At 38.0% G+C, this 22,167-nt stretch carries 37 protein-coding genes and 1 pseudogene; 32 read left to right on the forward strand and 6 right to left on the reverse strand.

The genetic code is table 11. The features are described from left to right. The first annotated feature begins 186 nt into the window (after positions 1-186). Entirely contained in the window at positions 187-1,536 is a 1,350-nt protein-coding gene (locus tag AALA56_RS04320) for a glucose-6-phosphate isomerase (RefSeq protein WP_369908905.1), read from the forward strand. A 37-nt stretch (positions 1,537-1,573) separates the two neighbouring features. Here AALA56_RS04320 and AALA56_RS04325 read toward each other — a convergent pair whose 3' ends face one another. After that, positions 1,574-2,302: a CPBP family intramembrane glutamic endopeptidase gene (locus AALA56_RS04325; protein WP_369908906.1), complete on the reverse strand. Its 729-nt coding sequence runs from the start codon at positions 2,300-2,302 to the stop codon at positions 1,574-1,576. A 221-nt stretch (positions 2,303-2,523) separates the two neighbouring features. On the opposite strand from AALA56_RS04325, the gene AALA56_RS04330 reads away from it, so the two are divergent. Together AALA56_RS04330 and AALA56_RS04335 are read left to right on the forward strand one after the other, a co-directional pair. Beyond that, a complete protein-coding gene (locus AALA56_RS04330) occupies positions 2,524-3,099 on the forward strand; it encodes a hypothetical protein (RefSeq protein ID WP_369908907.1) in 576 nt (191 codons plus the stop codon). A gap of 148 nt (positions 3,100-3,247) precedes the next feature. Beyond that, the gene (locus AALA56_RS04335; RefSeq protein ID WP_369908908.1) at positions 3,248-3,448 is read left to right on the forward strand and encodes a CsbD family protein; all 201 of its coding nucleotides are present in this window, start codon (positions 3,248-3,250) and stop codon (positions 3,446-3,448) included. A gap of 254 nt (positions 3,449-3,702) precedes the next feature. Here AALA56_RS04335 and AALA56_RS04340 read toward each other — a convergent pair whose 3' ends face one another. Beyond that, a complete protein-coding gene (locus tag AALA56_RS04340; protein ID WP_369908909.1) occupies positions 3,703-4,863 on the reverse strand; it encodes a tyrosine-type recombinase/integrase in 1,161 nt (386 codons plus the stop codon). A 246-nt stretch (positions 4,864-5,109) separates the two neighbouring features. Between AALA56_RS04340 and AALA56_RS04345 the strand changes: the two genes are divergently transcribed. After that, the gene (locus AALA56_RS04345) at positions 5,110-5,871 is read left to right on the forward strand and encodes a hypothetical protein (RefSeq protein WP_369908910.1); all 762 of its coding nucleotides are present in this window, start codon (positions 5,110-5,112) and stop codon (positions 5,869-5,871) included. Here AALA56_RS04345 and AALA56_RS04350 read toward each other — a convergent pair. Together AALA56_RS04350 and AALA56_RS04355 are read right to left on the reverse strand one after the other, a co-directional pair. Further along, the gene (locus tag AALA56_RS04350) at positions 5,868-6,563 is read right to left on the reverse strand and encodes a hypothetical protein (RefSeq protein ID WP_369908911.1); all 696 of its coding nucleotides are present in this window, start codon (positions 6,561-6,563) and stop codon (positions 5,868-5,870) included. The genes AALA56_RS04345 and AALA56_RS04350 overlap by 4 nt on opposite strands. A 56-nt stretch (positions 6,564-6,619) precedes the next feature. After that, on the reverse strand, positions 6,620-7,363 hold the full coding sequence (locus AALA56_RS04355) for an XRE family transcriptional regulator (protein WP_369908912.1): 744 nt from the start codon (positions 7,361-7,363) through the stop codon (positions 6,620-6,622). 170 nt (positions 7,364-7,533) lie between these two features. Here AALA56_RS04355 and AALA56_RS04360 point away from each other — a divergent pair, with 170 nt between their 5' ends. Further along, positions 7,534-7,659 carry a hypothetical protein gene (locus AALA56_RS04360; RefSeq protein ID WP_369908913.1) on the forward strand — a complete coding sequence of 42 codons (126 nt, stop codon included), beginning with the start codon at positions 7,534-7,536 and terminating at the stop codon, positions 7,657-7,659. A gap of 151 nt (positions 7,660-7,810) precedes the next feature. Here AALA56_RS04360 and AALA56_RS04365 read toward each other — a convergent pair whose 3' ends face one another. Further along, positions 7,811-8,140, reverse strand: a complete 330-nt coding sequence (locus tag AALA56_RS04365) for a hypothetical protein (protein WP_369908914.1) — start codon at positions 8,138-8,140, stop codon at positions 7,811-7,813. Between the two features lie 310 nt (positions 8,141-8,450). Here AALA56_RS04365 and AALA56_RS04370 point away from each other — a divergent pair, with 310 nt between their 5' ends. Both AALA56_RS04370 and AALA56_RS04375 read left to right on the forward strand, forming a co-directional pair. Next, complete coding sequence (locus AALA56_RS04370) at positions 8,451-8,642, forward strand: helix-turn-helix domain-containing protein (RefSeq protein WP_369908915.1); 192 nt, start codon at positions 8,451-8,453, stop codon at positions 8,640-8,642. Between the two features lie 5 nt (positions 8,643-8,647). Then, a complete protein-coding gene (locus AALA56_RS04375) occupies positions 8,648-8,848 on the forward strand; it encodes an XRE family transcriptional regulator (protein WP_369908916.1) in 201 nt (66 codons plus the stop codon). Positions 8,849-9,056: 208 nt separating this feature from the next. On the opposite strand, the gene AALA56_RS04380 is transcribed toward AALA56_RS04375, so the two are convergent. Then, complete coding sequence (locus tag AALA56_RS04380; RefSeq protein WP_369908917.1) at positions 9,057-9,572, reverse strand: hypothetical protein; 516 nt, start codon at positions 9,570-9,572, stop codon at positions 9,057-9,059. Positions 9,573-9,623: 51 nt separating this feature from the next. Between AALA56_RS04380 and AALA56_RS04385 the strand changes: the two are divergent. The 25 genes and pseudogenes from AALA56_RS04385 to AALA56_RS04505 all read left to right on the forward strand — a co-directional run. Continuing rightward, positions 9,624-9,833: pseudogene (locus AALA56_RS04385) on the forward strand (antA/AntB antirepressor family protein); the annotation flags it as partial. Between the two features lie 78 nt (positions 9,834-9,911). Continuing rightward, positions 9,912-10,166, forward strand: coding sequence for a helix-turn-helix transcriptional regulator (locus tag AALA56_RS04390; protein WP_369908918.1), 255 nt, complete (start codon positions 9,912-9,914; stop codon positions 10,164-10,166). 46 nt (positions 10,167-10,212) lie between these two features. Next, complete coding sequence (locus AALA56_RS04395) at positions 10,213-10,347, forward strand: hypothetical protein (RefSeq protein ID WP_369908919.1); 135 nt, start codon at positions 10,213-10,215, stop codon at positions 10,345-10,347. Positions 10,348-10,859: 512 nt separating this feature from the next. Then, positions 10,860-11,030 (forward strand): hypothetical protein, encoded by a 171-nt coding sequence (locus AALA56_RS04400; protein ID WP_369908920.1) that lies wholly within the window; start codon positions 10,860-10,862, stop codon positions 11,028-11,030. 170 nt (positions 11,031-11,200) lie between these two features. Next, positions 11,201-11,641 (forward strand): hypothetical protein, encoded by a 441-nt coding sequence (locus AALA56_RS04405; protein ID WP_369908921.1) that lies wholly within the window; start codon positions 11,201-11,203, stop codon positions 11,639-11,641. 10 nt (positions 11,642-11,651) lie between these two features. Further along, positions 11,652-11,804 (forward strand): hypothetical protein, encoded by a 153-nt coding sequence (locus AALA56_RS04410; protein ID WP_369908922.1) that lies wholly within the window; start codon positions 11,652-11,654, stop codon positions 11,802-11,804. Further along, positions 11,804-12,148 carry a hypothetical protein gene (locus AALA56_RS04415; protein WP_369908923.1) on the forward strand — a complete coding sequence of 115 codons (345 nt, stop codon included), beginning with the start codon at positions 11,804-11,806 and terminating at the stop codon, positions 12,146-12,148. The genes AALA56_RS04410 and AALA56_RS04415 overlap by 1 nt, the downstream gene beginning before the upstream one ends. Then, positions 12,148-12,630, forward strand: coding sequence for a siphovirus Gp157 family protein (locus tag AALA56_RS04420; RefSeq protein WP_369908924.1), 483 nt, complete (start codon positions 12,148-12,150; stop codon positions 12,628-12,630). The genes AALA56_RS04415 and AALA56_RS04420 overlap by 1 nt, the downstream gene beginning before the upstream one ends. Beyond that, positions 12,627-12,779, forward strand: a complete 153-nt coding sequence (locus AALA56_RS04425) for a hypothetical protein (RefSeq protein WP_369908925.1) — start codon at positions 12,627-12,629, stop codon at positions 12,777-12,779. The genes AALA56_RS04420 and AALA56_RS04425 overlap by 4 nt, the downstream gene beginning before the upstream one ends. After that, entirely contained in the window at positions 12,776-13,477 is a 702-nt protein-coding gene (locus AALA56_RS04430; RefSeq protein ID WP_369908926.1) for an AAA family ATPase, read from the forward strand. Before AALA56_RS04425 ends, AALA56_RS04430 begins: the two co-directional genes overlap by 4 nt. Before the next feature lie 37 nt (positions 13,478-13,514). Then, the gene (locus tag AALA56_RS04435) at positions 13,515-14,807 is read left to right on the forward strand and encodes a DEAD/DEAH box helicase (RefSeq protein WP_369908988.1); all 1,293 of its coding nucleotides are present in this window, start codon (positions 13,515-13,517) and stop codon (positions 14,805-14,807) included. A 15-nt stretch (positions 14,808-14,822) separates the two neighbouring features. After that, positions 14,823-15,281 (forward strand): DUF669 domain-containing protein, encoded by a 459-nt coding sequence (locus AALA56_RS04440; RefSeq protein ID WP_369908927.1) that lies wholly within the window; start codon positions 14,823-14,825, stop codon positions 15,279-15,281. A gap of 11 nt (positions 15,282-15,292) precedes the next feature. Further along, a complete protein-coding gene (locus AALA56_RS04445; RefSeq protein ID WP_369908928.1) occupies positions 15,293-16,108 on the forward strand; it encodes a bifunctional DNA primase/polymerase in 816 nt (271 codons plus the stop codon). Beyond that, the gene (locus AALA56_RS04450) at positions 16,105-17,622 is read left to right on the forward strand and encodes a phage/plasmid primase, P4 family (RefSeq protein ID WP_369908929.1); all 1,518 of its coding nucleotides are present in this window, start codon (positions 16,105-16,107) and stop codon (positions 17,620-17,622) included. Before AALA56_RS04445 ends, AALA56_RS04450 begins: the two co-directional genes overlap by 4 nt. Before the next feature lie 359 nt (positions 17,623-17,981). Continuing rightward, a complete protein-coding gene (locus tag AALA56_RS04455) occupies positions 17,982-18,305 on the forward strand; it encodes a VRR-NUC domain-containing protein (protein WP_369908930.1) in 324 nt (107 codons plus the stop codon). 242 nt (positions 18,306-18,547) lie between these two features. Then, positions 18,548-18,787: a DUF3310 domain-containing protein gene (locus AALA56_RS04460; protein WP_369908931.1), complete on the forward strand. Its 240-nt coding sequence runs from the start codon at positions 18,548-18,550 to the stop codon at positions 18,785-18,787. Further along, positions 18,784-18,936, forward strand: a complete 153-nt coding sequence (locus AALA56_RS04465; RefSeq protein WP_369908932.1) for a DUF7204 family protein — start codon at positions 18,784-18,786, stop codon at positions 18,934-18,936. Before AALA56_RS04460 ends, AALA56_RS04465 begins: the two co-directional genes overlap by 4 nt. Positions 18,937-19,180: 244 nt before the next feature. Then, on the forward strand, positions 19,181-19,654 hold the full coding sequence (locus tag AALA56_RS04470) for a hypothetical protein (RefSeq protein WP_369908934.1): 474 nt from the start codon (positions 19,181-19,183) through the stop codon (positions 19,652-19,654). Beyond that, positions 19,651-20,205, forward strand: a complete 555-nt coding sequence (locus AALA56_RS04475) for a DUF1642 domain-containing protein (RefSeq protein WP_369908935.1) — start codon at positions 19,651-19,653, stop codon at positions 20,203-20,205. The genes AALA56_RS04470 and AALA56_RS04475 overlap by 4 nt, the downstream gene beginning before the upstream one ends. Before the next feature lie 75 nt (positions 20,206-20,280). Beyond that, a complete protein-coding gene (locus AALA56_RS04480; protein ID WP_369908937.1) occupies positions 20,281-20,526 on the forward strand; it encodes a hypothetical protein in 246 nt (81 codons plus the stop codon). Further along, complete coding sequence (locus AALA56_RS04485) at positions 20,523-21,080, forward strand: hypothetical protein (RefSeq protein WP_369908939.1); 558 nt, start codon at positions 20,523-20,525, stop codon at positions 21,078-21,080. The genes AALA56_RS04480 and AALA56_RS04485 overlap by 4 nt, the downstream gene beginning before the upstream one ends. A 189-nt stretch (positions 21,081-21,269) precedes the next feature. Then, complete coding sequence (locus AALA56_RS04490) at positions 21,270-21,512, forward strand: hypothetical protein (RefSeq protein ID WP_369908940.1); 243 nt, start codon at positions 21,270-21,272, stop codon at positions 21,510-21,512. Next, positions 21,509-21,658: a hypothetical protein gene (locus AALA56_RS04495; RefSeq protein ID WP_369908941.1), complete on the forward strand. Its 150-nt coding sequence runs from the start codon at positions 21,509-21,511 to the stop codon at positions 21,656-21,658. The genes AALA56_RS04490 and AALA56_RS04495 overlap by 4 nt, the downstream gene beginning before the upstream one ends. A 2-nt stretch (positions 21,659-21,660) precedes the next feature. Further along, entirely contained in the window at positions 21,661-21,843 is a 183-nt protein-coding gene (locus AALA56_RS04500; protein WP_369908942.1) for a DUF7204 family protein, read from the forward strand. Next, positions 21,824-22,129: a DUF1372 family protein gene (locus tag AALA56_RS04505; RefSeq protein WP_369908944.1), complete on the forward strand. Its 306-nt coding sequence runs from the start codon at positions 21,824-21,826 to the stop codon at positions 22,127-22,129. Before AALA56_RS04500 ends, AALA56_RS04505 begins: the two co-directional genes overlap by 20 nt. Positions 22,130-22,167 lie beyond the last annotated feature (38 nt).

A 22,167-nucleotide genomic window follows, 5' to 3' on the forward strand; every position in this document is an offset into this window, starting at 1 on the left:
TATCCTAAGAAAGTATTAGATTACAAAACTCCCAGAGAGGTGTTATACGCTGGCTAACTTGGACTTGAATTTTGCCTTTATGGTAGCGGTTTATTTTCTTTTGAAAAAGCACAGCAAAACCATTGAAAAAAAAGCTGAAAAAGAGTAAGATAAAAGGTGAATTGTTTTTTAAATAAGGAGAATATGATGTCACATATTTCATTTGATTATTCTAAAGTATTGGACAAGTTTGTCGCACCTCACGAAGTCGAGTATTTCCAACCACAAGTTAGCATTGCAGACAGCATGCTTCGTAATGGGACTGGACCTGGTGCAGATTTCCTAGGCTGGCTTGACCTTCCTGAAAACTACGATGAAGAAGAATTTGACCGTATCCTAAAAGCTGCTGAAAAGATTAAATCAGACAGCGAAGTCTTGGTGGTTATCGGTATTGGTGGTTCTTACCTTGGAGCAAAAGCAGCCATTGATTTCTTGAACAACCACTTTGCTAACCTTCAAACTGCCGAAGAACGCAAAGCACCACAAATCCTCTACGCTGGAAACTCTATCTCTTCAACTTACCTAGCAGACCTTGTTGAGTACGTACAAGACAAAGAGTTCTCTGTTAACGTTATCTCAAAATCAGGGACAACAACAGAACCAGCCATCGCCTTTCGTGTTTTCAAAGAGCTTTTGGTGAACAAATACGGTCAAGAAGAAGCCAACAAACGTATCTACGCTACAACTGACCGTGTCAAAGGTGCTGTCAAGGTTGAAGCTGACGCTAACAACTGGGAAACATTTGTCGTTCCAGATAACGTTGGTGGACGTTTCTCAGTGCTTACAGCTGTAGGACTTCTTCCAATCGCAGCTTCAGGTGCTGACTTGAATCAATTGATGGCTGGAGCAAACGCTGCTCGTAAAGACTTGTCATCAGACAAGATTTCAGAAAACATCGCTTACCAATACGCTGCTGTTCGTAACGCCCTTTACCGCAAAGGCTACACTACTGAAATCTTTGCTAACTATGAGCCATCTCTTCAATACTTTGCAGAATGGTGGAAACAATTAGCTGGTGAGTCAGAAGGTAAAGACCAAAAAGGAATCTACCCAACATCAGCCAACTTCTCAACTGACCTTCACTCACTTGGTCAATTCATCCAAGAAGGAACACGCAACCTTTTTGAAACAGTTGTTCGTGTTGACAAACCACGCAAAAACGTGATTATCCCAGAACTTGATGAGGATCTTGACGGACTTGGTTACCTTCAAGGAAAAGACGTTGACTTTGTTAACAAAAAAGCAACAGACGGTGTGCTTCTTGCCCATACTGACGGTGGTGTGCCAAACACATTCATCACTATCCCAGAACAAGATGAGTTTACTCTCGGTTACCTTATCTACTTCTTTGAGCTTGCCATTGCTGTTTCAGGTTACCTTAACAGCGTCAACCCATTTGACCAACCAGGTGTTGAAGCTTACAAGAGAAATATGTTTGCCCTTCTTGGTAAATCAGGATTTGAAGATCTTAGCGCTGAACTTAACGCTCGTCTCTAATCCTAAAAAAGCTCTCCTTGAGAGCTTTTTTTGTGTCTTATCCCCAATTGACCAAGAGGTAAATCAAGCTGGAGCCAAACATGTCGGCAAGAGCATGTACCAAGAAGAATGGCAGGAGATTTTTGACCAGATATTTGTAGACGAAGTAGTAGAAAAGTCCGACCACCACACCAATGATGAGAGCTGAGGTCATGCCTTGGTAGGTGTGAAATGAGATACGGATGATAGTGGAGTAGACGAGAACCAGCCATTTATGCTCGTCCTTGACGCTAGTTAGTAACCCAAGGAAGAAGAACTCTTCGTAAAAACCGTTTAAAAGGCTATAGAGGATGAGCATGGGCGAGAGGGCTAAGATTTTCGTGACAACAGCCCCAAAGCTCCAATCAATAGCGCCCAAAATTTTAGGGTCAAAGTAGTTGTAGTAGCCTGTGACGCTGTAAAATACGTCTGAAATCAAGCCCATAGCTGCAAAGACAAGGGGCACCCACAAGAGCACAGACCAAGACAGACGGATAGGCAGACTCTTGAAGTCAAAATGACGAAACTTGAGGTAGACAAAGGTCAAGACAAGCATGCAGCTTTGAAAGATAAAGTTTGGTAAATAATCAACCGCCGCCCCGACAGAGCCTGAGTCGCCAGTCTTGATAAAACCGAGTAAGATAGCATTGGATTTGAAAATAAACCAACCAAATAAAATGAGAGTGACCACTAAAATATCATACCATTTGAGGTATCTGTATGTGTCAGCTGTTTGCGTGTTTTCCATAGGATAATCTCCTTTCCTTTCAGTCGATAAGCAGGCTGATATCATATACTGTTAAGCGCTTACAAACTCATTCTACCACTTTCTTTCAGCGCTGACCATATGAAATCCATTAAAAAAGTTTCCTAGGTGTCATTTTTTTGAAAAAAACTTTTTGAAACCGCTTGACAATATATATATATATATAATTATTTTAAGGAAAATTTAAGGTTGGGAGAATCTTTATGGCAAAAAATGGAAAATCATCGAAAAAACCAATCTATAAACGCATTTGGTTTTGGCTCTTGGTCATTGCACTACTTGCCTATGTAGGTAAACTAGGAGGTAATTCGTCTAAGACGCAAGAAGAAACAAAAGTGACAGCCACTTCTTCGAGTTCTTCAAGTAGTACGGAGGAGTCATCTACGTCTAGCAGTACATCTAGTAGTTCTTCAACTGCTGAAAGTACGACAGCAGAGAGTAGCACGACTGTGGTGAGTAGTTTTAATCCAGTGGATACTTCGGATGCTACAATCGAGAGTATCGCAACCTACGATGACTATCTCACAATGTATCAGTTAATCGTCAATGAGTATTTGAGCAATTACGAAGCAGCTATGGCACAATATGGTCTCACAGATGCTACGACATTCCAGTCAATGAGAGACGGCGTTGAAGAAGGCATTGCGCAACAAAAACAAGCCTACGGTGCTATGAGAAGGTCGCCTATCGTTGGGAAATCGGATTTAGTTCAATTTTTAAAAGATTATCGTGACGAGCTAAATGCGTACGTAGCACAAATGAGTTCAGCATTGCAATAAGGAAGTGGTGAGGAATGACATCAAGAACAAAAGGGTGTTTAGGAACGATAGTGTTTATAGAGACTCTTTTTTGCTAGAAAATACATAATATTTGACAACGCTTTCAAAAAGTGAGATGATAGAGCATATCACAAAAGGAGGTATTCCTATGTCAGAAGAAAAATTAAAAGCCAAACTGGACCAAGCCGCTGGTAGCTTAAAAGAAAAAGTAGGCAAGGTGACAGGTGACAAAAAGTTAGAAGCCGAAGGCTTTGTTGACAAGACAGTTGCTAAAGGCAAAGAGCTGGCAGACGACGCCAAAGAAACAGTAGAAGGTGTCGTTGACAGCATTAAGGACAAACTGAAATAAAAAGAGGACTCTAGTTACAAAACTAGAGTTCTTTTATTGAGGTTCATATTTTGCCTAGAATACGCTTTTATGAGAATTAAGACTACAATATTTGGAAAATTCTGTTATAACGCTAATTCAATTTTTTTAATGGATTTGAAAGGTGTAAAAAGGCTTTAAATCAAGGTTTTTAAGATTTTTCTTTTTAGAGCGAACTTGTGGATAGGTGTGGATTTTGGGAATTAGTCGGGGAAATTAGTGGGGATTTTTTGCTGTCAATTGATGGCTTGCATGATGGTTTGTGTAACGTTGCTAGCCACCTCATCTTTGATGTGAGTGTACTTTTCAGTCATGTAATGAGTAGAGTGACCAAGCGCAGCCGCCATGTGGGCGATAGGCACGCCAGCGATAACGCCTTGTGTAGCAAAGAAGTGTCTCATCATGTGCGGCGATACTTTGCTATCTAGCTGATTATTAACCTTGTCAAAAAGATATTGCAAGTGTCCCACTGGAACGGGCTCTCCAAAACGTTTGTGTGTTTCATAGGCGACACGGAAAAGAAAATCTTCTTTTGATAAAATATGGTTGCACTGTTTGCCAATCTGATAAGATTGTTTAATAGCATAGTCAATAAAAGCTGATGTTTGGTCATCTGCTATTAAGGTACGCCTTGATGATTGTGTTTTAAGGGCTTTACCGTTTTTACGTCTTAGTGTGCGGCTTTCTGTTATCGTGATGGTGTATAATCCATCGGTGCGCTTAATGAAATCAGAAAACTTGAGTCCGGCAACCTCACTACGGCGTAGACCTAAATAGGTCAGTCTAACCATGGTATATTGATAGTCGGTCAATATGGAGCGTGCTGTCTCATCCCACGCCTTGAACTCTTCCAAAGATAAGCGCTTGTTTTTAGATGGTTTACTACTTTTGCCAATATAAATACCATTAATGGGGTTGTCATCAAGGTATTTATTTGTGACAGCATCGTTAAACATGGCGTTAAAAATACCATGAGATTGCTTAACGGTATGGAAAGTGAAACGTTTTAAAAGATCGTTAATGTACATTTCATACTCATGACGTGAGACATCTCTCATTTTGACTTTACCATATCGCTCTTTAAAGCGGTGAGTATAAGCCTTGTCTTTATTAGAGATGGTGTCTGGCGCCCATCTACCTGTCTTGATACGATTTTCACAGTACATAGCCCAGTAAGCGTCCACCGTGAGATTTTTGTCAATAGCGTACTCGTTATTTCGTGCTTTTTGCTCAATGTCAGAGAGTACAGAGCGTGCTTGAGAGAGCGTTTTTAGTCCGCTCTTGGTAATTTCTTTTTTCTTGCCCTGAATAATAACAGTCTTTCTGACATAGTAGAGTTTGCCTTTTGCGTTAGTGTAAGTGAAAATATTTGGGTATTTTGTTTTGATGTATTTCATTATGTTTCTCCTTTTAAAAGTGACTTCTGGACAAGGTCTTTTAAGGGAGAATGGTTGATATCACCTCCTTTCATGGTAAAATAGAGTATAGAAAAACAGAGGTACAGAAATACAGTACAGTATAAGTACCTTGGTTTATATTAGTGGATAAGTCTCACACTCAAACTTGGCGGGGAGAGTTTGGGGCTTTTTTATGCTATAATCTTCTTAATAGTAATAAATAAGATTTTTTGGAGTAACTATAATATGAAATATACTAAAATTATTCTAATTGTTATTTCTTTAATTTGGACATCCATACATATTTACTCAGCTATTACTTCTCCTAATGTTGTCAATTTTACTAGTTTTCTTGGAATAATACCGATAATAGCAGGTTTGTACTCTGAGATAGATTGGATATACATAAATTGGAACAAACTAAGAGCATATCTATTTTTAAAAACTGTTTCTTTTGCTCCAAAAAGTTATAAATATATTGATGACAGTATTGAATTTTCAGACTTAGAATCATTAGTAAGGTCATCTCTAGATACAAACGATTATATGGTTGAAGAGGCATATGTGAAAAGGACTGAAGAAGACTTGTACATGAGAATATCAAAAGATGGTTTAAAAAGTGACTTAACCTTGAATTTTCATAAAAAAGCAGATGGATGGCTCCTCATATTTAAAATTGACTATCAACTTGCTTATAGAGATGTCAATAAATTTTGGAAATCGTTTATTAGTATTCGTAATGAATTGTTTTCACAATTCGCAAAAATGCCAAACAGTAAGGAACGTTATGATGTCACAATTCAGACAACAAAAGAAAAAAATTATAATCCATTCTATAGATTGACTGTAAAACACATTGGTAAATCTGAAATCAAAAGCTTTAACCTGAAATTTACTGATAACAAATTAACAGTTACAACTAATATGAATAAGATTCATGGAACATCTTCAAATTACCAAGATATTGAAAAACTTATCAAAGAATATATTCCGCTTTCTCGTACTTAATGTAACATTCCAATTTTTATTAAAGTTGCAATTGCAAATTCTAACATTGGATACTCTTTCTGGTCAGAGAAATCCGTCAATGATGTGAAAGATAAAATTGTACCTGATTGAGTTAGCATTATTGTACGAGATTTCCCGAGAATATCTAAGGTTCCTATAATTTTTGTTGCTTCATCATTATCTAAGGCTTCTATTGCTTCGTCGTTAACATCTACTTCATCACCAGAAAAAGACTTACTGGATACACCAGCGTCGTTACTATTAAATGAAACGCCTTTTGTTTGCGGCATCATATTAGAGATAGTCTTCAAATCAAATTTTAATGAAGTATATCTGATTTCTAAACCATCTATTTTTTCGAGCTCTTTTAAAAACTTTTTGGCAATTGGAGTTGTTGTGCTTAGAAATAATAGTTGATCTGACGAAGAATAAAAAATGTCAAACTCGAAAGCTTTTTGGTATTTTTCATATTGTTGGTATTCATCAGCCTCAAGATTATAAACTAAAATCTCATCATCAATAGTTTTTGTATAACTACCTTTAAATTTTACGAATGTCTTATTTTCGATATTTAAAGTTTTACTAGTTTTAGAAATAGAGCCAATTGTTACATTGGCTTTTGTTATGTCTGTTTTTCCATCAGGAATGTCAAATTGTTGGACTTGTCTAACAGATATAGAAGTAGCTCCCATGTTTTTTTCCTTTCTCCAGCTTTTAGTGTGGTTCAGTGGTTGCACATATTTGTTTTTTAATTTTCCATTGGCATAAAGTTACCAACGATTTTACCGATGATACGAGGTTCTTCATCGTAAGGAGCAAATTTGTCAGCGTACTTTTTATTAAGAGAGACGAGGCGTAAGCCGTCTTTTTCTTTGTAAACTTTCTTGATGTAACTTTGTCCGTCCCAGTCCACGGCATAGATAGCTCCATCATAGTCAAATCCTGTACCTTTGATGAGGGCAACAGAGCCATTGAGGTATTCTGGCTCCATAGAGTCACCGTAAACCCAACTAGCCAGATCGTGGTCTATCTCTTCGTCAAAGTAGACTGTATCATAGTTTCTATCCTCAAAGTAAGCTGTTCCGATACCAGCGGATAACTTTTCATAGACGTGATACTCAAAGAGTTCTTCCTCAACAGCATCATCATTATTCATCTCTTTCACAAGCTTTATAGACGTGTCTACAAGCTTGTCACGTCGTTTGTCGTCTAACTGAGTATAATTGTCCGTCAGACGTGCTAAACGCAAATCTGAGGGCTTCTGTGGGGATTGTGGGGTGGTATTCGTATAAGTTAAAGAAACACCATCAATTTCTTCAGGACGGATGTTTAATATTTTACAAATTTTAAAAATTGTCTCTGCTTTTGCATTTAATATTCCTCTTTCTAGTATTGAGCGCATAGTTGTATATGGAATATCATTTTCAATAGCAAATGCTCTTATACTGTTATATTTGTGTTCAATCATTCTTTTTAATTCAGTTTCATTCATGTATTGTCTCCTTTTCTCTATTATATCATACGAAAAATCGTACGTAAAGAAAGAAAAAGTAAAAAAAAGCAAGAAAAACTATTGACAACATACGAAAATTCGTATATAATATACTCGTAAGGTTGAGAAAGGCAATCTTAGACAAGGAAACTAGTAGAAAGGAACTCATAATGAGAAAACGTTCAAGCAAACGAAAAAAGCTCAGTAGTGAGAAAAAGGTGACACTAATGATTGCTCTCATCAATCTAGTCATCGCACTACTAAGCTTGCTCGAAAAAATCTTAGAAAAGTTCTAAGGTTCACATGTTAGTTGAGGGGCGTAAGCCCCAAGGCTAACTATGTATTCTCATTATATCAAAAGGTGTCAAAAAATGGAAGATAAAACCTATCGCATTTTGTTTTGGTTTATTATTGCTCTTACTATTTTAGCTATTATTATTACAATTGCTATCTAGTAAAAACCTTAAAAAGAGAGGGGATGAGGGGTGCATGAGACCAAATAGGTATCCGTATAGCAGAAAAAAGTCTATCTAACGATAGACTAAGTGTGATTATCAGATTACCAGAGAAGTCAAATTTAATGTCTGCAATTTTTGGGGTTGTTTTTATCATAGCTTCTTTATAGGCACCACCTCCGATAGGTTTCATAGCTTCTGACATTTTATTGAATTGTTGTGCTAATTGTTGACTTTGTTTAACAACATCAATATTGTCAGGTTTAATTAGATCAATAGCTTTCGCTAGATTATTTGCAGCATTAAAGAATTCTTTGTTCAATTTGTTATCGTATCGGCTTTTTATCCGATACTTCTTACAATTTCTTGCAAGTTCAGCATATATCTTCATCTCGTAGAGATGCTGGGCGCTCGTGGGTTAATTAACCTATGCGTTGCACTTTTCCTATTAAGGACTTAGCTCAGGGTTACCTTATCATTTGACTTAGGCTTTCTCTGAATTCACCCAGTACAGAAAATGTATCACTACATTAACGGGCAATCTAAAGATATTGTATCAGAAATGTATGTGATTTACAACATTTAGCTGTATGTCTAGAAACGCAACACTATATATTGTATGGGAGGTAAAAATGTGGCAAAAACTACAACAAATTATGCTTGAGAGAAATCTCAATATGAACAGACTAGCAACGCTGTCTGGCATTAACAGAAGTCAGTTTAGCGATTTAAAGAGTGGTAGGATAAAGTATTTATCTTGGTCGAACATGGAAAAAATTGCTGACGCACTAGATGTTAGTCTAGACGAATTCAGAAAGGGGTGAGGGGTGTGCAGAAAAATATAGAGAAAATCAGAAAAAAAGAGAATGTAACGTTAGTTGACATGGCTGATTTTTTAGGTGTAGATTATCGTACTATACGTGAAAAAATCGATGGGAAGTCTGATTTTAAATTTGGAGAAGCAATGGCTATAAGAAATCGTTTTTTTCCTGAGTATGACGCAGAATTTTTATTTTCAGACGTAGGCTAATTTTTTTATCTCAATATACGAAAATTCGTATAATTTTAAAACTGAAAGGAACAACATGCAGGAAATTTATAACTTTCACGGACAAGAAGTCCGAACATTAACAATTGATAACGAACCACTAGCGCTTAAAAATTTTAAAAATCAGGAGGAAAGAAAAATGCTACTAACCGCAGCACTTATCTTAAATTTGATAGCCAACATTGCTATTCTAGCAATTATCATCAAAATGGGGAACGAATAATTGATGTTTCCTGAATTTATGGATACGCTTATCAGCTGTTATCTTTACTGTGTGTGGTTTTTCATCTAGGTAGTAAGAAAAACTCTCTCTGCTAGCAGGGAATATCTCAGTCTCATGCTTGAATGGGCTAGACTCCCAGCCACTATCTAGCGGAAAGTACGGAGTTGGTAAGGATAGGGTCATCCCCATCATATCAGTACTATAGCTCCCATATTCGTCTCTGTGCTTTGTGAAGGGGTCGAAATTGTTATCAGTTAATAGTTTCCCATCTTTGCTATAAAGTTCAACATTCTTAATAGTAACAGATACATTGGAGAGATTGCTGATGTCAAATTCGTAAAGCGTGTCATATCCATCATCCACTCTGTTGAATGAGCAGTTAGACAGCTTTAACTTGACCATATTGTAATAAACAGAGTGTAAAAGAGCTACTATCGAGATAATTAGGGCTAGAACACCAACGACTGTATTAAAAAATTCCATAAGTTCAACTCCATTTTTTGATTATATTATACCAAATTAGAAAGGAAAGTTATGAACGAAATTATCAACGTTACTTTAAACGAAAATCAAGAACCTGTTGTATCTGGTCGGCAGTTGCATAAGGCGCTAGAGGTTAAGACGGCATATAAAGACTGGTTTCCTCGCATGGTAGGGTACGGCTTTACTGAGAATGAGGACTTTTGCTCAAATTTGAGCGAAAGTACGGGTGGTCGTAGAGCAACAGACCACGTTTTAAAACTTGGCTATTAAAAAAGCCACTGAAAAATCAGCGGCACACAAAAAATACTTAACTAAATTATACCACAAAAGGAGGCTGCTATGGGGAACTTTTTAGAAAGTTTGTCTGAATGGATAAAGCAGACTGTGAAAGCAGCTGTTAAGGAATTGCTGGATTTAGAGCGTTCCAAGGAAGGTAACGGTCTAATGAATATCAAGGAAACCTGTGAGTTTCTAGGGATTTCAACTAGTTGCTTTGAGGAGCATTATCGCTATAAAGCAGGCTTTCCAAAAGAGCTACCAGCCAAACGCTGGTCACGCTATGCCATCATCGAATGGCTCAAAAAACAATACTAAAACACGACTTCTGGACAAGGTCGCAATAAATAAGGAGAACACAACAATGAAACTATTTAACTTTATTTTCAGTAAGAAACAAGAACAAGTGGAAGTACCACGTCGTGAATGGCAAAGTTGGGAAAAGTCAAAAGAAGCTTACAATAAAGCTCACGGCATTTCAGAGGACAGTTTGATTTAGAGGAGTGAGATGATAGACCTTTGAAAATTGAATATGGGTGCGTTGGAAACAAGTTTTTTCAAAAAAATAAAAATGTATTGCGAAAACTATTGACATAACGCAATACATAATGTATAATAGTGACATAAGGTTGATAAAGGAGCAATCTTAGACAAGGAAACTAATAGAAAGGAGCTATGAACTTGAAAAAGGACAACAAAAAAGAAGAGCTTGCCATTCTCTTAATCAAATTTGAAATACTCAAAACGATTTTAGAGATTGTGGAAGCACTTCTCAAAAAATAAAACCTTAGCTAAGCAGGGGCGAAAGCCCCGAGGCTTGGCGTTGTTCTTAGTATATCAAGTTCAAGATTAAAAAGCAATGAAACAATTCAAAATTTTAGTTGTGATTTTACTTGTATTACATGCCATTTTGTCTGTAATACAAGGCTTTGATTTACTGAATACAGTTGATTTAGTAATCACAATTTTATTAGCTTTCCTTGTCATATCAAATAGCAAGGAGGACTAATATTGACGAAAAAAATGGGGCGACCTCTAAAGGGTTCTGAACCAAGAAACAAAAGCCTAGCTATTCGTTTGACCCAAACAGAGTTTGATGACATAACAAAGTTATCTCAAGAAATGGGGATTTCAAAAGCAGAAGTTGTTGTTTCTGGTATCGAGCTTCTTAAAGAGAGGTAAAAAAAGAGCTCAACGTGTAAGCCTGAGAAACTTTACACACGTTGAGCGAACAACGCACCCATATTCATACGAAAATAGGCACGTTTTGATTATATCATAGCGTACCTGTTTTCAGCAACCCTAAAAAACAGGTACGCTTTTTGTGTACCTTGAAAACGAAAGGACACATCATGGAGAAAATTTATACCTTAACTGAAAGTCAACTGGAAGAAATCATCGCTCAACGGATGAGCCATAAACCTATCACCCCACAGGGCTTGTTTAAAGAGGTGAGCTTTAAAGGGGATGAGTTATTAGAAATCAATCAGAAATATCCTGATGTCGTAGAGAAATTGAGAAACGATTGGAATGTACGCTCTGTTGACCCTGCAAAGTTTATTTACACGAATGCACCGCAGTACAACGAAGTGATAAACGAAACCAGCTACCATACCTTGGGCTTTGCGCAAGTTCACAACGCTGTCAGAATGTTAGTGCTACATGTTTTCGGTAAGTCTCAGAATAAAGAGCTAACGGCAGAAGAATATGAAATGGCACAAGCGCTTTATACAGAGTTGAAAGACTGGTACATTCGGTCATACGATAAGCGATTAGAAACATTAGAAAGCTGAGGTGGCTAGGATGGATTTTACTGAAGAAACAGTCACTTTAAAACGCAGCGAGTGGCAAAAGATAATTGCAGAGCGTGACTACTACATCAAAGAGAATGCAGAGTTAAATGCTGTGATTGATAGCATTTTAACAGCAGTGCATAATTGGAAAGGCGGAAAATAATGATTACACAAGCAGAACGTGTTCGGAATTTTTACAAGGGACACCCAAAAGCTGACTATAAAGAGGTAGAGGAAGCGACTGGTGTTCCTAAAACAACTATTAGAGTTTATGTCTCAAAGGACATCAAAGCAGGTCGTTGTGTACGTGATAAAGATGGCAGTCTCAACTATTCTAGCTATTTTCAAGATAGCGACGAAAAAGCAGAGTTGAGAGAGTGGCAGAATGAGGTTCGTCGTGAACTGATTGACCAGCTTTTGGAAGCTAACCGCCACGAGACAGCGAGCGATCAAATCCGCTTGAATGCAAAGGAAATCAATAAATTACTAAACGAGGTGACGAAATAATGGCTACATTATACGAACTTGAAGACAAATACAACTTTCTTTACAACATGGACTTTGATGAAGCAGAGGGCGATGATTGGTTGAAAGAGATTGAAAGCGTTGAAGCCGACTTTGAAACCAAGGCTGAAAACATCGCCAAAATGCAAAAGAACAAAAAGGCTGACATCGAAAGTCGCAAGGCTGAAATCAAGCGTCTGCAAGACTTAAACAAGCGTGATGAAAATACCATCAAACATACAGCCAGCTATCTCAAAAACAGCATGGAAGCCACTGGCAAGCTGAAATTTCAAACACCACTATTTAGTTTTTATATCAAGAAGAATGCGCCAAGTCTTAACATTGAGACTGAAGAGCATATCAGCGATGAATACTACAAAGTTGAAAAGAAACTGGATAAAAAAGAATTGCTAGCTGACATCAAAGAGGGCTTACTTGTCGATGGTGTTAGCGTGAAACAAACGGAAAGTTTGGTGATTAGATGATATTTTACAAGAAGTATTTTGATGTTGACGATTTAAACAAAGACATCCGCAGCAACCCACAGTTGCTGCATGAAGTTGAAGGCTACACTGGCAATAGTATTTTAGTCAAGTGGGCAGGACTGTCGACAAAGGAGTTTAAAAGGGAATGAAAATAACTAAAGCGACTAATATCGAACTTACTAAGAACTGGCGGGTACTAGTCTATGGTAAAGCTGGACTAGGTAAAACATCGTTAATCCGATATTTAAAAGGAAAAACAATCGTTTTGTCTCTTGATAACTCACATAAAGTTTTGCAAAATGCACCAAACGTTGATGTTAGGACTATTGATGATGAAGGGCGCATATCGTTTGACAGAGAACACCCCTCAGAAGACATAACACTGTTTTTGAGAGAAGTGGATGAAGTGATAGATCAGTACGATAATTTAGTCATTGATAACATTTCTAGTTTTGAATCTGATTGGTTTATTGAACAAGGACGTAGTTCTAAAAATGGTATCAGTAACGAGATACAACATTATAATCAATGGACAAACTACTTTTTGCGGGTTTTGTCAGCCATCTATTCAAAACCAATCAACATCTATATCACAGCATGGGAAGAAACCAGAGATTTAAGCTTGGAAACAGGGCAGATTATTACGCAGTATGTTCCAGAAATTCGATCTAAAGTTTTAAATAAACTTTTAGGACTTACAGATGTTGTCGGGCGTATTATCGTCAACCCGAAGACGGATGAACGTGGGCTGATTTTAGAGGGGTCGGAGGGCACTTACGCTAAAAACAGGCTGGATAACAGGAAGGCTTGTAAGATGGAGGAATTATTTGAGTTTACAGTTACGTGATTACCAGCAAGAACTGGTTGATGACATCAAAAAATCAATGATTGCAGGTAATAAAAGTATTATCGTGCAATCACCACCACGCTCAGGGAAAACAGTAGTCATGGCATACATCGCTAAACAAGCAACCGCAAAAGGCAATCACGTCTTGTTTTTCAGTCATCGTAAAGAAATCAATGAACAAGTCGAAGCGACCTTTTCAAAATTTGGTGTTGATATGGACTTAGTCACCATTGGCGGGGTCCAGTCACTAGTTAGACGTCTTGATACGTTACCAATCCCAGAAATCATTTTGATTGACGAAGCGCACCACAGTAAAGCTAAGTCCTATGCGAAAATTATTAACTATTTTTCACAGGCTTACAAGTTGCTTTTTACAGGGACACCAATCCGATTGAATGGTGAAGGTTTTGATGACATTGCAGACGATTTGATTGTCGGAAAATCGGTGAAGTGGTTGCAAGAACACAATCGCATCGCTATATTTCGCTACTATGCACCATCAATGATTGATACTAGCCTTTTAAAGAAGAGTTCTGGAGACTTTACTAAGGCTTCTGTGGATGAGGCGATGAGGTCCGTTATTTACGGCGATGTTTTAAAGCATTATGAGCGATTAGCTAAAGATAAACAAGCTATCGTTTATACACACAACGTAGAAGCCTCTAAAAACGTTTCTGAGGCATTTAATCAAGCAGGGTATAGTTCTATAGTTGTCAGTGGTAAAACGCCTAAAAACGAACGTGAGAGGGCTATGCGCTCATTTAAAAAAGGGGAACTGAAAATCATGGTGAACTGTGAGTTATTCACAGAAGGCATTGACCTGCCAAACGTAGATGTTTGCATTATGCTGCGCCCTACGAAATCTTTATCACTATATTTACAGTTTGCCATGCGGCCCCTAAATCCACGAGAGGGGAAGGTAGCAACTATCATTGACCACGTCGGCAATGTGGAGCGATTTGGTTTACCGAACATGGACAGAAATTGGACGTTGGAAGGCTCTAGCCAAAAGAAGCAGAGTGCCAAGGTTGGTGAACCCACCACCAGAGTTTGCGAGGTGTGCTATGCGACCTATTGGAGCGCAGAGCGAGTCTGCCCAGAATGTGGGCACGTTAATGAGCTAACAGTCAAAGAAATCGAAGAGATTAAAGAGGCTAGACTCATTGAAATTACTGAAAAACGCTTGGCAAAAATTCGTGATAAAGTCAGCACCTACGCTGACCCTGGGGAATGTCAAAGCATGGAAGAACTAAAAGAGTACCGAAAACAACACGGCTATAAGGCTGGTTGGGTCTGGTACATGGCTAAAAAAATTGGAATTTTATATTAAAGGAGACTATACATTATGTTTGCAATAGATTATTCACAAGCACAAGAATTTGCGTCAATTACAGACGGTACTTACGAAACTTTCATTGATAAAGCTGAGCAGGATGCAACCAAAAAAGGGGCTGATTTCTTAAACATCCATTTTCGTATTCGTTCAGATTTTGAGCAAGAGTTTAAAAATAATGTTATTTTCCATCGTATTTTCGCTAAAAAAGCAGACGGAAAATATCCAGCTGGGGCGATTATGAATTTGGCAAAACAGGCTGGTATTCCAGACGGAACACGCTTTGCGTCACTAGATGATTACTTAAAACAGTTAGTCGGAAAGCCTATCAAGGTCACTGTCAAAAATGAAAAATCAGAGTATGAAGGCAAAACATATGACAATCTAAACGTCAAACGTATCGAAAAATCGGAGCTTGGGGCCATGCACAATCCAGCTGATGATTTCGACGACTCTGATCTTCCATTCTAAAAACTATGCAGATGGTTGATTATGCGCTGTACTATCAATCACTGGGCTATTCAGTCATCCCTATTTCACCACAGAGCAAGACGCCGTTGATTGCGTTTGCGGATAAGCCACCACTAAAAGAGAATGAAGTCAAAATCGCATGGCGAGAACATCCAGACGCCAACATTGCTTTGAAGACGGATTCGTTCTTTGTCATTGATATTGACAATCATAATGGCGTTGATGGACTTAGCAATTTGAGGAACTGGGAATATGCAAAACTTATTCCAAAGACTTTGCAATCCATCACGCCGAGCGGTGGCAAGCACATCTTTTTGAAAAAGCGTCCAGATATTCAACTAGAACAAAATATCGGCATGCTTGAAGGTGTGGATTTAAAGGCAAATAATAATAACTACGTGCTAGTTCCACCATCAAATAATGCTAAAGGTATTTATCAATGGGACAAGGAACATTCACCAGCTGACGGCAGCATGACTGAAGCACCGTACAAATTATTAGAAGCTCTTCAAGGGATGAAACCGAGCACACCAGCGCCGCAATATGATGTGTCTGGTTTTACATCTAGTAATTATAGTATCAGCAGTAAGACAGCGAAGCTCTTTGAAATGATTGTCACCGGTTTTGGTGACGAAGGTGGGCGCAATCAAACACTAGCAGAGTTTGTCGGTGGATTGCTTTTTCGTGGGGTTGACGCAGCGATGGCTTACGAATTGTGCAAGATAGCGAATCAACACACGCCTGACCCATTACCACAAAAAGAGCTAGACAGGACTTTTAGAAGTATGTGTCAAAAAGAAGTGAGACGGAGAGGAGAGGAAGTGTGACTCCGGAGGAATTAGCAGAAATACAAGCGGGCTTGAATGAATCAGTTATCACGCCTGGCAAGCCGTCAACATGGAATGCTATCAAGAATAAAATGTTAGCTTATCGTGAAGACTGGTTGGAACGTGTCAATGAGGATAAAAAAGAAGGTAGCAAGATTAAAAATTTATCAGAGTTAGCTGTTGCAAAAGGCATTGATAAGTTTATGCACGTTATTACTCTGGAAAATGGTAAGGTCGCCATCTATGATCCAGAACGTGGTTTTTATCAAAAAGATTACCGTTATGCTTATCGTCTCATCCATATTTTACAGCCAACATTCAATGAAACCAAGTCACGAAACGTCCTTTTCATCTTGTCAAATTTTAACCGTAAATTTGAATGTAACGGTATTCGTTGTGATTTTGAACCAGATTATCTCGACGTGAGACGTTACATCCTTGTTAAAAACGGCATTTACGATAGAACACGCAAGAAACTATTATCGTTTGACTATAAATTCATCAATTTTAGTACTATCGAGACGAACTTAGTTCCCAACGCTCCGCTCCCAATCATAGACGGTTGGGACGTGGAGTCTTGGTTACTAGACTTGATGAATGGTGATAAAGAGTTGGTCAAGCTCTTATGGCAGGTTATCGCTGCTTCGTTAAATGGCAACTATTCATTTCGTAAATCTATCTGGCTTGTTGGGAATGGTAATGATGGTAAAGGGACGTATCAGCAAATGATAAGCAATCTAGTCGGCGTGCGTAACGTTGCACCACTAAAATTAAATCAGTTCTCAGAGCGTTTTGGACTAGCTATCATTGAAGGAAAAACGGTCATTATTGGTGATGACGTGCAGGCTGGTATTTATGTGGATGAGTCATCGAACTTTAATTCAGTGGTGACTGGTGAAGCGGTGTCTGTTGAAAAAAAAGGTGAAAATCCCTACATGGCAATTTTTAAAAAGACAGTCATTCAGTCTACAAATGCTATGCCTGTTTTCAAGAACAAATCAAATGGAACGTATAGACGTGTCTTAATCATTCCGTTCAAGCGGACATTTTCGGCTAAGGATGATAATTGGGCAATTAAAGATGACTACATCAAACGTCCAGAAGTTCTTGAGTATGTTTTGTGGAAAGCTATCAATCTTGAATTTGACCGTTTTGATGAACCAAAAGCGACACAAGAACGCATGAGAGAGTTCAAAGAAGATAACAATACTATCTTGAAGTTTTTGAACGAATATCTTGAAAATGTTGTCTCTACTCGAATACCAGTTCGCTATTTGTGGATTGTTTATCAAAAATGGTGCAAGGGAAATAATGTGACAACACCTAAAAAAAGTAATTTTGATAAAGAGTTGGAAAGTTGTTTACCTGAAAAATGGGAAAAGAAGCGATTAGCCCCTTTAAACAATTTCCAGCCATTTAAAGACCGGATTGACGATTTTCCAAACGATAGTTTCAAATGGAACGAAGTTGAAGACGGTAAAAAGACGACTGTAGTCATTGCTAAGATTACTTGATTACTGCAAGATTACCGCAACCAGTAATCTTGCAATCCATTGATACAAAAGAGATTACACTCTTAGATTACTGAATTACTACTTATTTTCTAAATTGATATAAAAATAAGTAAATAAATAATATATAGAGAGAGTTCGCCAAAAATGCAGTAATCGACCTTTTTAGAGGGTCTAAAGCCTAGAGCGCCAACGGAATTCACGATTACCTCAAGTGGTAATCTGTGCGGTAATCAGCAGTAATTTTAATAGAAAGGGATAAAAATGGAACTAAAAATACTAAAAATTGATGGTTATAATGAACCTTTTGAAAGTATGTCGTGTTTTATTCATGAGTTTTCTAAAAAGGTGGCATTAGGCTTATGACAACAGAATCATCAATACAAAATCAAATTAGGGTGGCTTTATCAAAAGCTGGGTATATGGTTTTTCGGATAAACGTTGGTAAAGTGCGTATGGCTGACGGTCGCTGGTTTGATACTGGTGCGCCAAAAGGTTTTTCAGATTTGTTTGGTTTTCGTCCAGATGGGCAGATATTCTTTATCGAAGTTAAGAACGAAATCGGCAAAGTCAGACAAGACCAAAAACAATTTATGGAAGCTATGAAAAAACGTGGGGCACTGGTTGGTGTAGCTAGAAGTGTAGCAGAAGCACTAAAAATTGCAGAGGGAAATGTTTATGAGTAGAAAACAGTTTGTAGTCAGAGTATACGATAGCTCAGTGACAGTGCCTTTTAAAGTCACAAATTCAAAAGAATTTGATGAGCATGTTTTTGAAACAAGAACAGACGCTTTATACTTTCACGAGTATTGTCGTGGACGAAATTTAAAGTCTGAAATATATCAATTAGAGGTGAACACATGAACATTTATCGCTATACAATTGAAATGGTTACGCAGAGCACAGTTATTAGATATGGGGTTGTTAAATGACTAAACAAGAATTTGATCCAGTCAAAAAGCCAAAACATTATCAAGGTAAATATGGACTTGAAGCCATGTCTGTGATTGATAATTTTATCGGTGATTTAGCTGGCAAAGCTGCTTATTGCTGGGGAAATATTATCAAGTATCTACTACGCTTTCAGAAAAAGAATGGTGTAGAAGACCTTAAAAAAGCCCGTCAACATTTAGACTGGCTGATTGAAGAAACGGAGAAAAAGAAATGAGTTACACAGTGACAGTAATTTTTGACAATATGGAAGTAGACGAAACACACTACTTTGATAAAGAAGGCGACGCTAGAAAGTGTCTAGCGCAGCTCAAGGCAAAATATCGTGGCAAACCGTTGTATAAAGTGGAGTTCGAGGAACTATAAAAAAATTCGAGCTGGGATTTTCGGAAAGCAACCTAAAATCAAGATTTCTCGTAGCCAGTCGTGGTGTTAATGGACGTTCGACTCGTCCACTGGTTATTGCCGTCAGACAAATCTTTCAACGATACCATTTTTAGATTTTGCTCCTTAAATTATATTTTTTTACAGTCTGACGGCGGGCGCTGTGATTTGTGAAAGGGTCACAGCGTATAGGTTGCGCAACCATTAAAAAAAGAGGTGAAAACTGATGAAAAAATACGAACTACTAAAAGATGACACAAAAATTATGTCGGGACGTACACTATATCGTATCAAAGCATTACGAGATTTTAGCGACGTTGAAAAAGGGGATTTAGGTGGTTATATTGAGAGCGAAAACAATCTAAGCCACTTTGGCAATGCGTGGGTCTGTGACAATGCGTGGGTCTGTTACAATGCAAGGGTCTATGGCAATGCTAGTGTCTGGGGCAATGCAGAGTTCTGTGGCGATGCAAGGGTCAAGTCAGATGACGACTATATAGTTTTCAAAAACAACTGGTCAAGCGGTCGCTACTTTACTTACACTAAATCAAACAAAATGTGGAAAGTCGGTTGTTTCTATGGTACAGGTCAAGAGCTGATAGAGAAAGCTTATGCAGATAGCGAATTATCTGGCAAGTGCTATGAAGCTTATGTGAAGTTAGTAGAGCAGTTAGAGGAGATTCAGGAGGGTAAACGATGAGTGAAAAACTGAAATACAAAGTCGGTGATGAGTTGTTGGTTAGAGTAAAGATACTTGATGTTGATGGTAAGACAACGCGGTACCACTACTTACTAAGCACCTCTGGATGGTTAAGTAAAGAAGAGCTTAATCAAATAACCGTAGGTGCACCTCAAAAGCCAAAAGTCACACAAGAGGTGATGGTTTGGTATGAAGAAGTTAAAAGTGAAAGAGCAGATTGGACTATTAATAATTGGTTGAGGACTATAAACACTCCATCAGAAGTATGCTATTGGCTTTATGGAGAAAATCACCTAGAAAATCAACACGCCCTTGCAACTCTTATTGCCTATGGTCCTGATGCTGTTGAGGTTGAGAAAGAGAAGAGGTATAAGGTAAGTTTAGTAGGCTTAAAAGAGTCAGATGGAAAACCACAATACTTGTTTAAAGACCATGGTGGAAATATTATGGCTTCTTGGCTTGGAACACCTCTTACTCAAAAAGAACTAGAAGAAGATGGTTTCGGTGATGTGTTTAATAATCCTTTATTTGAATTGGAAGAGGTAGAGTGATGTTTGATGTGGCTTGTAGAAAGTGCATAAATCGTTGTATGTTTCAAAAGGTTATTGATTGGGGGGAGAGTGCAAATGGTCAAAAACACAATTGAAGATGTTAATAATTTGTTGGTTGCGCAATTAGAAAAATTAAGCGATGAGGAATTGTCGTCTGAAACATTGGAGCTAGAGGTTGCTCGTAGTCGAGCAATGGTACATCTGACAGATGAAATCTTAAAGACTCAAGCGCTAGCTCTACGAGTTGTTGAAACTTTGTCGGAAGTTACCAGCAATGAGGTTACACCCCCTAAAATGCTATTAGCTGGAGGTGCAAAATGACTGATATTGTAGATATTTATATGGAATGTGGAAATTTTCACGAAGCAGTAAAAAAATCTGGTTTACCGATTCATGTAGCCCATCTAAAACTATTGAGAAGTGGTTGTCTCAAAATTCAAGACAAAATCAACTTTGGTAGCGCAGCGGCTAAAATGGGCGGAAGAGCCGAAGAAGAATTTCAACGCTTAGTACCTGAAGCTATTGATGCGAACAAATATTTTCAGAAGAACAACCCAGTTTACGATTTTTACATGGATGGAATTACCATTGACGTAAAATATTCGTCTCGCAGAACTAACAAAGGACTTAAAAATGGATGGGGTGTTTCAGTCAGAGGTGACCAAGATTTCATCGTTGCGTTTTTAGAGCACGAGACTGGAAAAGAACTAGAAAATTGCTATATACTTTGTATACCGATGACGTTTGTAGACCAGACTCAAAAACTATCGATTACAGAAGGGAATGTCTATTTCAAAGAATTTATGGTAGAGCCCGAGGAGTTACAGCCCATGTTGAAAGAATACGCAAAGTTACGGAAAGAAGGTCTATTTTGATGAAGAGAGGATATATCCATTTGGACGGCAATCATTTGAATTTTGCGTCGGATAATCTATTTGTTGTTAACATAGACGAATTGAGGGAGTTTCACAAACAGAAACACCAAAAACTACATCCTGATTACGTGAAAGCTGTGATTGCAGGGATTAGACTAAGGATGAAAATCAAAGAATTGGAGACTACAGATGCCGAAAGTGATTTATAATACAGCAAATGTTGTGGACATGTTAGGACGGGCAGAATATACTGTTCTTCCAGTTTGCCCTGTATGCGGTGAATGTACATATGGTGAAGATACGTGCCCATTCTGTCGTATGAATGGTGTGGTGACAGAGCTAGAGTATGATGGCGCTAAAGTACCAGAATTTTTTGACGAAAAAGGAAACAAGGCTAAATGCCATTGTGGAGTATGTGAGGAAAACAGATGAATATTGGCGATTTTTTGTTTTTAGCCTTTCTATTTTTCCCTTCTTTGTCTGTAAAAGATGAGAAGGGAGTAGTTAGGTTTAGTATTAAAGGTTTTATTCTTGCCTTTTTTGGATTGGTTGATCGAGGAAATCGAAAAGGAGTGTAGTTATGGCTAAGAAACAAGCTTGGACAGTTGATGTCTATTTTGACAATATGTTGGATGAGTCGCACTATTATAGCGACGAGGGCGAAGCTCTGAAAGCTAAAGCTGACCTAGAGCGTAAATATCAAGGTAAGCGTCTGTATCGTGTGGAGATGGAGGAAGTGAGAGATGAAGAAAGCTCTAGCTAGTTATTTAACTACCTTTTTGATTGGTTTGACTATCAGTTTTGGATTTAGAATTCATAATCTAAACAAGGAAATCGAAGTGTTAAAATCTCGTGAGCATATCATCATTCACAAAGTCGATAACGCAGGTGGTTCGATTGTTGGCAAAGTCACAGACAAGGAAATTATCGAGGGGCGCTATACTATCACTATCGGCGCTTACGGACGTTTTCTCGTCACAAAAGAGCAGTTCGATAGTATTCATGTTGGCGATGAGATTCCAGAGTATTTGAAGAAAAAAGGAAACTAAAAAAGCCACGGTTACCCGCAGCAATGTTAAAGCATATA

The organism is Streptococcus hyointestinalis, assembly GCF_041225505.1.
Taxonomy (GTDB): domain Bacteria; phylum Bacillota; class Bacilli; order Lactobacillales; family Streptococcaceae; genus Streptococcus; species Streptococcus hyointestinalis_B.